Origin of the sequence: Neglectibacter caecimuris (assembly GCF_034335015.1) — a bacterium.
GTDB lineage: Bacteria > Bacillota > Clostridia > Oscillospirales > Acutalibacteraceae > Acutalibacter > Acutalibacter caecimuris_A.
The window spans coordinates 342,094-356,478 of the sequence record NZ_JAWXXK010000001.1 but is presented as its reverse complement, the minus strand read 5'-3'; the positions used below and the strand labels follow the sequence as shown (position 1 = coordinate 356,478).

Genomic DNA, 14,385 nt, shown 5'->3' with positions numbered 1-14,385 from the left:
CGGCGGCAGGCGCGGTTTTCGCGTTTTCCGCCGGGCCGCTCGCCGGAAACAGCTTGTTAGGAGGAATGGAAATGAAAAAAGGAAAGAAACTGGTGCGCTCTATGTTGGCGCTGCTTCTGCTTTTGGCGCTGGGCTGCCCGCGGCCGGCGGCGAGGGCGGCGGAAACCATCACAGCGAAAGAGCTTATCCCGCCTAACTATGATGACGTGATGGATTTTTCCGAAGGTATGGCTGCCGTATGTATCGGGGAGGATTGGGGCTTTATCGACACAACAGGACAGGAGGTCGTACCGCCCCGATATCTCGATGTAAAGTCTTTTTGCGATGGCCTGGCCATTGTACTTACGGGAAGCTACCCTGATGAAAAATGGGGCGCTGTTGACAAGACCGGGGCGGAAGTGGTGCCCTTAAAGTACAACGAAATGAGAGACTTTTCCGAGGGCATGGCCGCTGTAGAGCTGGACGGGAAATGGGGCTTTGTAGACAAAACCGGTGAGGAAGTGATTCCGCCTCAATACAATGCGGTGAAAAGCTTTTCCGGCGGTTTGGCAGCTGTATGTACGGGAAACTACCCTAACGAAAAATGGGGCTTTATCGACACGGCAGGACAGGAAGTGACCCCGCAGAAATACGAGCAGGTGCGAGAGAGTTCCGAAGGCCTTACCGCTGTATGCATGGGAAAACACCCTGATGAAAAATGGGGCTTTGTTGATACGGCTGGGCGGGAAGTGGTCCCCCTTCAGTATGATTATGTGAAGAATTTTTCCGAGGGCCTTGCCGTTGTGAAGCTGAACGGCAAATGGGGCTTTGTAGATCAGACCGGCGCAGAGGTTATCCCCTTGCAGTATGATGGTGGAGTAGGCTCCTTTTCCAACGGTCTTGCCAGAATAACGCAAGACGGCAAGTGGGGCTTTATTGACAGAACCGGCGCCATAATGGTTCAGCCGAAATATGACATGGTAATGGATTTTTCCGAAGGCATGGCCGCCGTATGCGTAGGGGAGGGACGCGATAAAAAATGGGGCTTCATCAACACGGTCGGCGAGGAAGTGGTTGAACCCAGGTATACTGCGGTGGAGAGCTTTTCCGAGGGCATGGCCGTTGTACATACACACAGCCTGTTGTTTATTGACGGACCTGCATGCTCTGGCTTTATTGACAAAACCGGAGCAGAAGTGATTCCGGTGAAAGGAAACTACTGTGTGGAATCTTTTTCTCATGGTCTTGCTTTGGTAAGAAACGGCACATTTTTCGGAGAATACGGCTTTCTGGATAAAACCGGAGAAGAAGTGGTTCCCCTTATCTATCAGGAGGCACGCTCTGTTTCCGGGGGCTTTGCGGCCGTAGGCGTGGGCGAGTCCAGAGGATACGCCGACAAATGGGGATTTTTGATGGTAGAGACCTCTACAGAGCCCGATCCAACCCCGACGATTACACCTGCCCCTGCACCACCGTCAGCTCCCACGCCAGCCCCCGGATTTTTCATTGACGTGAAGCTTGGCAGCTATTACTATGATGCAGTGCAGTGGGCCGTGGAAAACAATATCACCAGCGGTGTTGATAGCGTTCACTTCGGCCCCAGCCAAAGCTGCACCCGGGCCCAGGCTGTGACCTTTTTGTGGCGGGCGGCGGGGGAGCCGGAGCCCCAGGGCGCTGCCGCCGGATTTACCGATGTAAAGGCCGGGGCCTACTATGAAAAGGCCGTGCAATGGGCGGTGGAAGAGGGCATTACTGCCGGTACCGGCGCCGGGAAATTCGGCCCGGAGGTTCCCTGCACCCGGGGCCAGATCGTCACCTTCCTTTGGCGAAAGGAGGGTTCTCCCGAAGCTGTGGGAGCAGCCTTTGGCGATGTACCGCCCGGCGCGTATTACGAAACCGCGGTCAAATGGGCGGTAGAAAAGAAGATCACCGCCGGTACCAGCGCAACCGCCTTCAGCCCGGAAAGCAAATGTACCCGCGCCCAGATCGTCAGCTTCCTGTACCGCAGCGAGGGATAAACGCTCTGGCTGGAATAAGAAAAAACGAAACCACCCCCGGCTCAGCAATACGCTGAGCCGGGGGTGGCCTTTTGCGCTTAAAAACTGCCAGCGCACAAGGATCGGCGGCTGGGAGGGAATAGGGTATATGGCAAGATAAGAAAAGGGTTTCTGCTGGCAGGGAGCAGTCTGCTTCGCAGCCCGCCGACATAACGCGTGCTGGCGTAGATGCTAATCTATAGAAAGAAGCTACTTGAGTGAGAAAAATTTCTAAAAAGTGTTAATAGTGTAAGATTTTTATAGTTGCGCTAAAAAGAAATCGGTGTTATTATAGAAAATAATAGATAAGTTGACGTCGCTGTACCGAAATGCGTCTTGCGGCTTAAACTTTTTCCTCAAAGTAATTTCGGAAGGTGTGCTGTATGAAAAAAGGAAAACGCTTGATAAGCTTATTGTTGGTTTGTTGTTTGCTGATGGGGTGTATGCCTATGGCGGCTAGGGCGGAGGAAACGACTGAACCGGGATCTGCTTCGGGAACCTGCGGGGAAAATGCCACCTGGAGCTACGATGCAGAAACAGCGACCCTCACCATCTCCGGCACAGGAGAGATGGAGGATTATGGGGAAATTTCCCCGCCTTATAACCATTGGCGCGAGTTCGCAAAAACGATCACAATTGCTCCGGGCATTACCTCCATTGGGCCCGGCGCGTTCGCGGGGTTTTCCGTTTGTACCGCTGTGAATATTCCCGACAGTGTGAAAAAGATCGGCAAAACTGCGTTTTTTAGGTGTTATAAGCTGCCATCGGTATCGATCCCTGATGGAGTGGAGTATGTTGGAAGCGGTGCGTTTGATGAGTGTGAAGGCCTGACCTCTGTGGAAATGGCCGACAGCGTTACCGAGATTGGTGACAGTGCGTTTGGGTTTTGCAGGCGCCTGGCTTCTGTGAAGCTTTCTAAGGGCTTGAAAAAAATCGGTGTGTGGGCGTTTTGCGGCGCTACGGCTTTGACTTCTGTGGAGATTCCGGCCGGGATCGAGGAATTATCCGGGTTTAATAGCTGCTATAACCTGACTACCGTAATAATCCCGGAAGGAGTTACCTCGCTGGGACCGGCTGCGTTTTCCGGCTGCAGGGATCTATATGCCATAGAGGTGCCAAAAAGTGTCAAGCAGATCGATGTTACCTCTTTTGAAAGCTGTGGGTGGCTTACGGTTTATGGAGAAAAGGGGAGCTATATGGAGACCTTTGCAAAAGAAAATAATATTCGTTTTTCTGTTGGGAAGATTCCCGATTCCAGCAGTGTCCTTTCGCAGTTCAAGGATGTTTTCGCCGGCGAGTATTACTCCGATGCTGTGATATGGGCGTCTCTGCGTAGTATCACGGCCGGGACAGACGATACCCATTTCAGCCCCAACGGCTCGTGTACCCGCGCTCAGGCCGTCGCCTTTCTGTGGCGGGCGGTAGGCAGACCGGAGACTATGGGAGAAGGCAGCATATTCAGTGATGTAAAAAGCGGCGAGTATTACGAAAAGGCCGTGCGCTGGGCGGCGGAAAACAACGTCACAGCCGGAACGGGAAGTGAGAAATTCAGCCCGGATGCAGTTTGTACCAGAGCCCAGATCGTCACCTTCCTGTGGCGGGCTGCCAGAGAACCTGCACCTGAGTATTCAAAGATTATCTTTACCGATATAGAAGCTGGGTCATATTACGAAAAAGCTGTTCAGTGGGCGGTAGAGCAAGGCATCACCGCCGGTACCGGTGCTGGGAAATTCAGCCCGGATAGCAAATGTACCCGCGCGCAGATTGTCAGCTTTTTATATCGCAGCAAGGGTTAAGAGCTTTGTATATAGTATGAAAAACAGAACCGCCCCCAGATTAGCGTATTGCTGAGCCGGGGGTAGTCTTTTGCACTTAAAAACTGTCAGCGCACAAGGATTGGCGGCTGGGGGGAATACGGTATATGGTAAGATAAAAAAAGGACTTCTGCTGGCAGAGAATAGTCTGCTTCACAGTAACGTATGCTGGCGTAGATGCTAGATTATAGAAATCAGCATTTGAGTGAGAGAATTCCTAAAAATTGTTAATCGAATAAGATTTTTATAGTTGCGTTAAAAAGAGATCAGTGCTATTATGAAAAGTAACAGATAAGCTGTCGGCGCTGTATCGAAATGCGTCTTGCGGCTTAAACTTTTTCCTCAAAGTAATTTCGGAAGGTGTGCTGTATGAAAAAAGGAAAGCGCTTGATAAGCTTATTGTTGGTTTGTTGTTTGCTGATGGGGTGTGTGCCTATGGCGGTCGGGGCGAAGGAAGTAGCCTTTTCAGGAACTTGTGGTGAGGGTGTGACCTGGAGTTATGACGCACCTACTAAGACTCTGGTCATTTCAGGAACGGGGGCAATGGAGGACTATCCTGCGGAAACTCAAATCCTGGACAAAAGACCCTGGGAATCCTTTCAGCAAGATACCCAAGTAGTTATTGTAGGCCCCGGAGTTACCGCAATTGGTGAATTTGCATTTTATTGGTTTAAGAATCTTGCTTCTCTTACCATTTCAGACAGTGTAGAAAAAATTGGGACTTCGGCGTTTTCTGCATGTAAATCTCTCATGTCTGTGAATCTACCCAGCAGTGTTAAAGAGATAGGAAGCAAAGCATTTTCATATTGCGATAATCTGAATTCTGTGACCCTTTCCGATGGCCTTTCAGAAATCAGGCAGGGTATGTTTGAAAGTTGTGGACGATTAACCTCCATAACAATTCCCAAAGGCGTTACCATAATCCATTCCCGGGCATTTGCCTGCACTGCTTTAAGTACTGTAGCGATTCCGGACACCGTTACAGAGATTCGGGATTCTGCGTTCTGCGATTGCAAAAGTCTGACCTCTGTTTCCCTTCCCGCTAGTGTTGTCATGTTGGGGAACGAAGCGTTTTCTCGTTGTGGCCTGACCTCTGTCACTCTTTCTGGGGAGATTAAGGCTATTGCGGACTATACCTTTTCAGAATGCTACAACCTGACCACAGTTTCTCTTCCTGACAGCGTTACGGAAATCGGAAACTGGGCTTTTGCGAGTTGCAGCAAGCTATCCTCTATAACAATTCCTGAAAATACTTCCAAGATAGGAGAAGGCGCGTTTTACGATTGCACGAGCCTTACATCTCTTACCATTCCTGACAGCATTACGGAAATCAAAGACTGGACTTTTGCGGATTGCAGCAGGCTATCCTCTATCATAATTCCTGGAAATGTTTCCGAGATAGGACAGGCCGTGTTTTCCGGCTGCACGAACCTTACAGCCCTTACCATCCCTCCCAGTGTTTTGAAAATAAAACCCACAGTATTTTCCTTGAATGGGCTTGGAGAGGTTCCGTCGATGGATTTGACCATTTATGGAGCAGTGGGCAGCTACGCGGAAGCTTTCGCAAAGGAGCATAAGCTTCGTTTTGTGGCAAAGGCTTTTCCCACGGAGAAATTTCCCACCGGGTTTGTGGATGTGCCCGCAGGGCAATACTATATCAACGCCGTGCAGTGGGCGGCAGAGCAAGGCATAACTGCGGGTACAGATGATATCCATTTCAGCCCCAACGCTTCCTGCACCCGGGCCCAGGCCGTGACCTTTCTGTGGCGGGCGGCGGGAGAGCCGGAGCCCCAGGGTACTGCCGCCGGATTTACCGATGTAAAGGCCGGGGCCTACTATGAAAAAGCCGTGCAGTGGGCGGTGGAAGAGGGCATTACTGCCGGTACCGGCGCCGGGAAATTCAGCCCGGAGGTTCCCTGCACCCGGGCCCAGATCGTCACCTTCCTCTGGCGAAAGGAGGGCTCGCCCGAAGCCGCGGGAGCCGCTTTCGGCGATGTACAGCCCGGCGCGTATTATGAAACCGCGGTCAAATGGGCGGTAGAAAAGAAGATCACCGCCGGTACCAGCGCAACCGCCTTCAGCCCGGAAAGCAAATGCGTTCGCGCCCAGATCGTCAGCTTCCTGTACCGCAGCGAGGGATAAACGCTCTGGCTGGAATAAGAAAAAACGAAACCACCCCCGGCTCAGCAATACGCTGAGCCGGGGGTGGCTTTTGCAAAGCTAACTGTTCAAAAACCGCCGGGCAGATGTGAGATACTGCTCAAAATCAACGGCGGAAAAGTCCGTGGTGTCGATCTCTATGGTTTCCCCGCCCAGGGTAAAGCCGTCCAGGTTATGGCACCAGCCGTCAAAATCCGCTTGGGAAAAGGGAACCCCCATGGTATTCGCTTTTCCCCGCTCCGGGCTATTTTCCCGGGCGGTAAAGCGCTGAAAGAGAACCCGGGTGTCTCCGGTAAAGCGGAAGGCGAGGGAGCGGCAGTGGTAACGCCGCAGCAGGGCCTGCAAAGCGCCGGCCTCGTCCTTCTTTTTTACGCCCGGGGGAGTGAAGTTCCCCTCTAGGATCAAAGGCTGCCCTGCCTCCAACATTTGCTCGGCGATATACAGCAGGCCGTCAAAGGTCACGGCGGAAAAACGGCTGCTTTCCTCCCGGCTGGCCAGCTCGATGCTTTCGCACAGAGCGGATTTGAAGGTGTCCTTTACAAAGCAGGGAACTTTCAGGGCTGTGGAGAGCTGTCGGGCAAAGGTGGATTTTCCGGCGGCCAGATAGCCCTGGATCACGATCAGCTTGTTTTCCATGAGGCGCTCTCCTTTGTAGCTGCTGGGGCATGCTTGTCCGCATCTCTCCAAAAACTAGGTTTTTTCCCGAAAATCCTTCAGCCGGGCCTCATAAGCAGCCTCCAGCTCCTCTGGAAAGGCAAGGGAGGCGGCCTCCGCGCCCATGCAGAAAAGGAGATACCGGGTAAAATCGGGATTTAAGAGCAGCAGCGGCCCCAAAAGATAGGTGCCGAAGAAATTGCGGTAATGAATGCCCTCAAAGGGGCATTTGGGGTTCAGGCCAACGCCCTTTTTCACCGGGAACAGACCCGGAAGCTCCCCTTCGGGATAGGCAAAGGTAAACTGAGATTTGAAGCCCATGAGCTCCTTGCCCTGGAAACTGCCCAAAAAGGTGCTGTTGTGCCGGTGCATCATATCCCGTTTGGCATAAAAGGGGAAAAGGTTTAGTGCTTCGATTTGTTTTCCGGTATCGGTTTCAATGCGGCTTCCCAAAATCTCCAAAGCGTTTCCGGTGAAGAAAAAAACCGTGCCGCCCTCTATCAGAGTCTGAAGCCTTTTCCGGAAGGGAAGCAGCTTTTGGATCACCCGCTCCTGAGTGCGCTCCGTCATGGGGCCTAAATAGACAAGCTCCGCAGGCTCGGAAAGAAACAGGGGCTCCTGATCCAAAGGGGTTTCCAGAAACTCCGCCTCCGGCAGGCATTTTTTCAGATATCGCATGTTGCTCATATCTCCGAACAGGTTACAGACTTCCGGGAAAAGTATCTCAATCCGCATGGGACGGTTCCTCCTTCTTCTCCGGCAGGCCCGCCAGAATTTCCTTGACCTGCTCCTTTACGTGGTTGGCCAGGCCGATGGTGTAAACATCGTACAAAATAAACACGGCGTCCGCGTTTTCGGCCCGCAGCTCTCCGGCAGCCGCCTCGTTTTCCCGGAGATGGGAGAGCTTTTCCTTGGGGAGCTCCGCCAGAAGCAGCCGCAGGGCAACGTCCCAGTGGCGGGCTCCGGCGGCAATGACCTGCACGATGCTTTCGTCCCGCAGGAATTCAAAATCCGTATCAAAAAGCCAGGCAGTGTTTTCCACGGAATGGGCGGCGTCGAAATAGTCGTCTAAAAACAGAATGACAGCTTTCTTTCCGGGGTAGTCCCGAATATTTTCAAAGGCCCGGGAGCAGGCAATGGGGTTTTGTCCCTTCGCCAGGTGCAGAATGACCTTCCGCCCGTTTACCTCTTCTTCGCTGTACCGGGTGGCGCTGATGGAAAGCTTGTCCATAGAGGCGGCGATCTCCTCCGGGGCAAGCCCGAATTCCGAAAGCAGGGCAATGGCGGAAAGAGAGTTATACACGTTGATGGTGGCCTGGTTCGGCAGAGGGAATTCCCGTTCCTTTCCGCCAAACGTTACGGTCATGCGGTGATGCTCGCCGTCTATTTTTGACGCGCGGTACTGAGCCTCCGGAGAGTGGAAGCCGCAGGCGGGGCAGTGAGCTCTGCCAATGTGGTGATACCGCACAAACTCCCAGGAAAGCTTTCCGCCGCACTGAGGGCAAGCGGTGATATCCCGCACCAGGTTATGGCATTCCGTCTGATCGGAGGGCAGCCGGTCAATGCCGAAATAGGCCCGGGGATTTTCCGGCTTCAGCCCGGCGCAAAGCAGGTCGTCAGCGTTCAGCACCAGCCGGGTATTGTCGGGAATATAGCCGTTCAGAATATCCACAATGAATTCAATGTGCGCGTTGCGCTTGAAGGAATCCCGAAACAGATTGGTGCAGAGCAGGAGATCGGGCTTGAGATAGGGCAGGATCTTTGGGGAGCTGCGCTCGTCCAGCTCAAAAATGGCAAGGTCTTTTTTGGGCTTGCCGAAAAAGGTGGAATTGGCGATCAGGGCGGAGGCCACGCCGGTATTCACATTGGTGCCGGAGCGGTTGCACACAAAATCGTACCCCCGGTCGGAAAGCACGTCCTCCACCATATTCGCCACGGTGGTTTTCCCGTTTGTGCCCGTGATGCCGATCACGATTTTCGGCCTGGGCATGCGGCCCAGAAAATCCGGACAAAGAATAATGGCCCAGGAGCCGGGCATGGAGGTGCCCTTCCGGCGGATCAGCTTTAATACCAGCGCGGTTCCCTTGGCAAAGAACAGCGCAAAATAAAACCGGAGATTTCGCTTCATAGTAAGATCCTTTCGCGTGACAGAGGGGTTAATAAGGGCAAAGTGCGGTAAATTGGAATTTGGCATGTTAGTTGTTAGTTGTGAGTAATTAGTTGTTAGAGAGGTTCGGGCCTTTTCTAACGACTAACGACTAACAACTAGTTTGCTAACCTGTTATCGCATCACAATTCCCGCTCTTTCTTTCCGTGCGCTGCGCGGCAGCGCCGCCGTTGTCTGGCATCTGGTATCCGGAATCCGGCATCTGCCCTTTAGTATAGCAATATATTGTGTAATTTTCAAGCCCGGCCTCTTGACCTTTCGGTGTTTTTGCACTATGATAAAGTTGTCAGTTACTTTTCAGTTTGGAGGAGTTTCTTATGAAAACTTTGCCCGTTGCAGTACAGGTTTATTCCGTTCGTGACGACGCGGAAAAAGATTTTCGCGGCACTATGAAAAAGATCAAGGAAATCGGCTATGATGGCGTGGAGCTTGCCGGACTTTACGGGCTGGCCCCCAGTGAGATCAAGGCTGCTATCGAGGAGGCCGGTTTGGCGGCTGTTTCCGCCCACGTTCCTTTCCAGGAGTTGGTGGCCGATATGGAGGGCACCATTCAGAAGTATGTGGAGATCGGCGTGAAGTACATTGCCATTCCTTATCTGATGGAAGAGGACCGTCCCGGCACTCCCAAGTTTGAGGGGAATGTAAAGCTGTTTGAAGAGATCGGCAAGGCCTGCAAGACCCACGGTATTCAGACTCTGTATCACAACCACGATTTTGAGTTTGTGAAAATGCCCGATGGCCGCTATGCTCTGGATTACATTTACGATACCATTCCCGCCGACCTGCTGCAGACCGAGATCGATACCTGCTGGGTCAACGTGGCCGGGGAGGACCCCGCCGCCTATGTCCGCAAGTATACGGGCCGCGCGCCGGTGGTTCATCTGAAGGATTTCCACAAGGAGGGCAAGCCCGCCAACATGTATCAGCTCATCGGCACCGATGTGGAGGAGCAGGAGAGCCACGGCACCTTTGAGTTCCGCCCGGTAGGCCACGGCGACCAGCATTTCCCCTCCATTCTGGAGGCTTCCGTGGAAGCGGGCGCCCAGTGGGTGGTGGTGGAGCAGGATCAGTCCATCGGCCGCACCCCCATGGAGGCCATCACCCTGAGCCGCCAGTACCTGAAGGAGCAGGGCTGGTAACAGGGCAGTTGTTAGTAGTTAGAGGTTAGTTGTTAGTTTTTAAGGACTTTGAAAGGGCCCGCCGCAGTTTTTCCGCGGCGGGCCCTTTTTAGCTGCCGGAGGGAGGCATAAGCAATGAGAAATGAGCAATTAGCAATTAGAAATGAAGGGCAAAACCATGAATTGTGACGTGATAAGTTATAGTTTAGCGAACTAGTCGTTAGCTGTTAGTTGTTAGAGAAGAACAAGCCCTCTCTTTTGTCATTACTGAGGAAAAGAAGCTTCGCTTCTTTACGAAGAATCTCGCTCTTGATCCCTTGGTAAAAGGTCAAAAGACGAGATCCTTCACTTCGTTCAGGATGACAGAAAAGGGGCCATTTCCTTTTCTAACAACTAACTACTCATGACTAACAACTGACATGCTAAATTCCAATTTATCGTACTATGCCTTTAAAATTGCTCACTACTCATTCTTCATTGCTCATTGCATGTGTCTGCCGCCTGACCTTCGGCGCCAAAAACAAAAGCAAAGCCGGAGCTGTTGTAAAATGGATCATTTTACAACAGCTCCGGCTATTTGCCTTGTTTTTTTCGCTCCTCCAGCAGGATACGGCGAATGGTTTTTTCCGCCAGGAAATAGGCTTCCGCCAGGGCGGCGACCTCTTTTCCGGCCTGTGCCTCCAGAAAAATCGAACGGTTGCGGGCTGCGGTCTCCCTTTTGCTGTGGGTTCGCTCTCCCCAGGCCAGGCGGTTTCCCTGTTTGCGGGGAATGTAAAGGTATGCCCCGTCAATATACTGCTGCAGCTCGTTTAAGAGCTGCTGGGGCAGAATATCCTGGGCGCGTGCATAGCGCATATTGCTCCTCCTAAATTTCGGGAAATGAAAGATCCCCCTTACTTTTAAGATGAGCAAAGGCTATCGCGTTATCATTTTTATGGTCTTGTGCAATAGCCTTTGCTATGCACGCTGTACGTCTTGGGTCATACCCTGGTTCCCCCCCTTTTTTCTCCGCGTTTTTGCCATTTCATGCTTCAGTATAGCAGATTTCCCCGGGGTTTTCCAGCGCGGATATGATTCTGTAGAAACTTTGCTCCCCGCAAAGGCGCGGCTTCAATTCTGCTTTGAGATGTAGCTTGTAAAATGCCCTTCAGACTGAGTATACTGAAGCACAGAGAAAGAGCCCTCCGCTGTTTTTGCCAAACCAGGAAAAGGAGGGGAGTTCCTTGCGCTGTGAGCTTTGTGGAAAAACCACGGTTTTCGGAAATAAGGTGGCCCACGACAGAATGTATATCAACGGCAGAAAGCCCAGAAAGATCAAGCCCAATCTGCATACCATGCACATCGATACGCCGGTGGGCAGGAAAAAGCTTACCGTATGCACCCGCTGCATGAGAACCCTGCGCAAGCAGGGGTAGGGAAAAAGCAGGGGCCAGCTGCAAAATTTTGCAGCTGGCCCCTGCTTTTTTAGTTGTTAGTTGTTAGATAGAGAAGAGTCTGCCCTTTCTAATGACTCATTACTGACAACTAACAACGAAAGAGCGAGATCCTTCACCGGGAAAGCAAGGTTCTCCTTGCTTTTTGTTCAGAATGACAGACGGGGAATAAGTACCCTCCCGCCGGTCGGGCTGGAAACTGCCCTCCTGTACCAAGAGGGTTCCCGAGTGGCTGCGGCGCCTCGCTGCTCATTGCATTGCTGTCTTGTCCTTGCCATCGATTTCCCGATGCTCCTGCACCGCCTTGTAGGCCGGACGAATGATCTTGCCGCCGCCTACCAGCTCTTCAATGCGGTGGGCGGACCAGCCCGCGATTCGGGAAATGGCGAAAATGGGCGTGTACAGCTCCATGGGCAGATCCAGCATGCTGTAGATGAAGCCGCTGTAAAAATCCACGTTAGCGGAAACGCCCTTGTAAATTTTTCTTTCCGCTGTGATCAGCTGTACCGCCAGCCGCTCCACGCTGGAATAAAGCCGGAATTCATCGGTTCGGCCCTTTTCCTGGGAAAGCCCCTCTACAAACCTGGCCATGATTTTCGCGCGGGGATCGGAAACGGAATAAACGGCGTGTCCCATACCGTAAATCAGACCGGCCTTGTCAAAGGTCTCTTTGTGCAGCAGCTTTTTCAGATAAGCTGAGATCTCCTCATCGTCGTTCCAATCCTTTACATGGGTTTTGATATCCTCAAACATCTTTACCACCTTGATATTGGCGCCGCCGTGCTTCGGGCCCTTCAGGGAGCCCAGGGCCGCGGCGATAGCGGAGTAGGTGTCCGTGCCGGAGGAGGTCACCACATGGGTGGTAAAGGTGGAGTTGTTGCCGCCGCCGTGGTCGGCATGAAGGATCAGCGCGATATCCAGTACCTTGGCTTCCAGCTCTGTATATTTACAGTCCGGGCGCAGAATGCGCAGAATATTTTCTGCCGTGGAAAGGGCGGGATCCGGCTGATGGATAAACAGGCTCTGCCCGTCGTGGTAGTGGCGGTAGGCCTGATAGCCGTATACGGAAAGCAAAGGGAACAGGGCGATCAGCTGAATACTTTGGCGAAGCACGTTGGGTACGGAAATATCTTCGGCGGCTTCATCATAAGAATAGAGAGTGAGAACGCTGCGGGCCAGGGTGTTCATCATATCCCCACTGGGGGCCTTCATGATGATATCCCGCACAAAGCTTGTGGGCAGCGTGCGGTAAAACGCCAGCAGCTCACAGAATTCCTGAAGCTGTTCCCTGGTAGGAAGGCTGCCGAACAGCAATAAGTAGGCAGTGCGTTCATAGCCGAAATTATCGCCTTTAGGCAGGCAGCGAATGATCTCCTCCACGCTGTAGCCCCGATAATAAAGCTCACCCTCACAAGGGACGCTTTGGCCGTTTACCGTTTTGCTGGAAATGATCTCGGAAATTTTCGTAAGCCCCGTGAGGACGCCCTTTCCGTTTAAGTCCCGCAGACCCCGTTTGACATCGTATTGGGTGTAAAGCGCGGGATCGATCTGGCTGCTTTGTACGCACAGGTCGGCAAGCTTTCGGACCTCCGGCTTGATCTCTGAATAAATAGACATAGAAAAACTCCTTTCTTACGATATTACATCTGATTTTTCCTACTATAAAAAATTGCCGGCGCCTCCCCTTTGTCAATCAAAGCTAAAACCGGCAAATGTATAAATATCCATCTTATTATAGCAAAATACCTGAGGCCACTGCAAGAGAGAATTTGTAAACTTTTTTTACAGTGCCGCAGAGCATTGGAAAGGAACCGATCCATGAGAAGAAAAAAATCCTGGGTTCATCTCTTAAAAAATGGCGCGGCCTTTGGCTGCCTTGCTCTTTGTCTGTGGTGTGCAGGCTCCGCCGTGCAAAGCTGGGCCGCCGCAGAGGGAACGGACGCTTTGTTTTTTGCGGCGGGAATGCGGGCGGAAGCCGCTTCTTCGCCGGAAAGCAAGGAGCCCGAAGTTCCCGGAATTTCCAGCCTGGAGCAGACAAGGCTTTCGGAGCAAGGAGAGGAAACGCTGTTTCTTGCCGATGACGGCATTGTACCTGTTTTCGGAGACGAGCTGCCCGGAGCTACCGCCACTCCCGACCCGGAAAGGGCCAGCGCCCCGGTGGAGGAGATCGAGCTGGACGGCGGTACGCAGATCAGTAATTTCTTTGTGCGGGATACCACAGATTCCGGTACCGATCTGAACGCGGAACTTTTGGAGGCCCCGGCGGTACAGCTGAAAGGAGACGGCAGCGTAGAGGTGCTGATCTACCACACTCATACCTCGGAATCCTATTCCAAAAATTATACGGGCTTTTATTATACGGATATGGAAACCCGCACACAAAATCAGGAAATGAGCGTGGTAGCGGCGGGAGAGGCGCTGAAAAAGGAGCTGGAAGCCCATGGCTACGGCGTGGTGCACGATACCACCATCAACGACACGCTCTTTAACGGTTCCTATTCCCGCTCCTGGGAGGTGATCCAGAAAAATCTGGAGGAACACCCGGGAATTCAGGTGACCATTGATCTGCACCGGGATTCCATGACCACTCAGGAGGGATTAAAATATAAGCCCACCACGGTAATAAACGGCAGAAAGGCGGCGCAGATCATGCTTTTGGCAGGGTGCAACGCCAATGACGATTGGGATGATTTTCCCAACTGGCGGGATAATCTGCACTTGATCCTGCGGGTGCAGCAAAAGGCGGCGGAGCTGTACCCCGCCTTGACCCGGCCCCTGGATTTTTCAGACAGCAAATACAATATGAACGCCACAAAAGGCTCTATGCTGGTGGAGGTAGGCACCGAGGTAAACACGGTTTCCGAAGCCCAATATTCCGGTAAGCTGCTGGGGGAGATCCTGGCGGAAACCTTTGACGGACTGCAACAATAAGGCGAAGGCGCCGGGAACCTGTTTCAAAATTTCAAAAAGAATAAAGACTTGTTCCAATAGAACGCACAGCTTTCCGGAGAATTTTACGGGGAG

11 protein-coding genes and 1 pseudogene are annotated in these 14,385 nt (G+C 52.4%); 7 read left to right on the top strand and 5 right to left on the bottom strand.

Annotated elements, in window-relative coordinates:
• Nucleotides 1–71: 71 nt before the first annotated feature.
• The 4 genes and pseudogenes from U8T64_RS01580 to U8T64_RS01565 all read left to right on the top strand — a co-directional run bounded on the left by U8T64_RS01580 (nt 72) and on the right by U8T64_RS01565 (nt 5,971).
• A complete protein-coding gene (locus tag U8T64_RS01580) occupies nt 72–1,997 on the top strand; it encodes a WG repeat-containing protein (protein ID WP_322180284.1) in 1,926 nt (641 codons plus the stop codon).
• A 401-nt stretch (nt 1,998–2,398) separates the two neighbouring features.
• Complete coding sequence (locus tag U8T64_RS01575) at nt 2,399–3,811, top strand: leucine-rich repeat protein (protein ID WP_322180282.1); 1,413 nt, start codon at nt 2,399–2,401, stop codon at nt 3,809–3,811.
• Nucleotides 3,812–4,198: 387 nt separating this feature from the next.
• A pseudogene (locus tag U8T64_RS13850) lies at nt 4,199–5,305 on the top strand (leucine-rich repeat domain-containing protein); the annotation flags it as partial.
• 39 nt (nt 5,306–5,344) lie between these two features.
• Entirely contained in the window at nt 5,345–5,971 is a 627-nt protein-coding gene (locus tag U8T64_RS01565) for an S-layer homology domain-containing protein (RefSeq protein ID WP_322180278.1), read from the top strand.
• Between the two features lie 78 nt (nt 5,972–6,049).
• Here the strand turns inward: U8T64_RS01565 and U8T64_RS01560 are convergent, their stop codons facing one another.
• The 3 genes from U8T64_RS01560 to U8T64_RS01550 are packed head-to-tail and all read right to left on the bottom strand — an operon-like array spanning nt 6,050 to nt 8,771.
• Complete coding sequence (locus U8T64_RS01560) at nt 6,050–6,625, bottom strand: P-loop nucleotide/nucleoside kinase family protein (protein ID WP_322180276.1); 576 nt, start codon at nt 6,623–6,625, stop codon at nt 6,050–6,052.
• A gap of 54 nt (nt 6,626–6,679) precedes the next feature.
• Nucleotides 6,680–7,378, bottom strand: a complete 699-nt coding sequence (locus tag U8T64_RS01555) for a hypothetical protein (RefSeq protein WP_322180274.1) — start codon at nt 7,376–7,378, stop codon at nt 6,680–6,682.
• Nucleotides 7,368–8,771 (bottom strand): MurT ligase domain-containing protein, encoded by a 1,404-nt coding sequence (locus U8T64_RS01550; RefSeq protein WP_322180273.1) that lies wholly within the window; start codon nt 8,769–8,771, stop codon nt 7,368–7,370. Before U8T64_RS01550 ends, U8T64_RS01555 begins: the two co-directional genes overlap by 11 nt.
• 356 nt (nt 8,772–9,127) lie before the next feature.
• On the opposite strand from U8T64_RS01550, the gene U8T64_RS01545 reads away from it, so the two are divergent.
• A complete protein-coding gene (locus tag U8T64_RS01545; RefSeq protein WP_322180271.1) occupies nt 9,128–9,949 on the top strand; it encodes a sugar phosphate isomerase/epimerase family protein in 822 nt (273 codons plus the stop codon).
• A gap of 552 nt (nt 9,950–10,501) precedes the next feature.
• Here U8T64_RS01545 and U8T64_RS01540 read toward each other — a convergent pair.
• Nucleotides 10,502–10,783, bottom strand: a complete 282-nt coding sequence (locus U8T64_RS01540) for a CD3324 family protein (protein ID WP_322180269.1) — start codon at nt 10,781–10,783, stop codon at nt 10,502–10,504.
• Between the two features lie 368 nt (nt 10,784–11,151).
• Here U8T64_RS01540 and U8T64_RS01535 point away from each other — a divergent pair, with 368 nt between their 5' ends.
• Nucleotides 11,152–11,343: a large ribosomal subunit protein bL28 gene (locus tag U8T64_RS01535; protein ID WP_322180267.1), complete on the top strand. Its 192-nt coding sequence runs from the start codon at nt 11,152–11,154 to the stop codon at nt 11,341–11,343.
• Nucleotides 11,344–11,610: 267 nt separating this feature from the next.
• On the opposite strand, the gene U8T64_RS01530 is transcribed toward U8T64_RS01535, so the two are convergent.
• Nucleotides 11,611–12,978, bottom strand: a complete 1,368-nt coding sequence (locus tag U8T64_RS01530; protein ID WP_322180265.1) for a citrate/2-methylcitrate synthase — start codon at nt 12,976–12,978, stop codon at nt 11,611–11,613.
• A gap of 201 nt (nt 12,979–13,179) precedes the next feature.
• On the opposite strand from U8T64_RS01530, the gene spoIIP reads away from it, so the two are divergent.
• Nucleotides 13,180–14,292, top strand: coding sequence for a stage II sporulation protein P (spoIIP, locus tag U8T64_RS01525; RefSeq protein ID WP_322180263.1), 1,113 nt, complete (start codon nt 13,180–13,182; stop codon nt 14,290–14,292).
• Nucleotides 14,293–14,385: the final 93 nt, after the last annotated feature.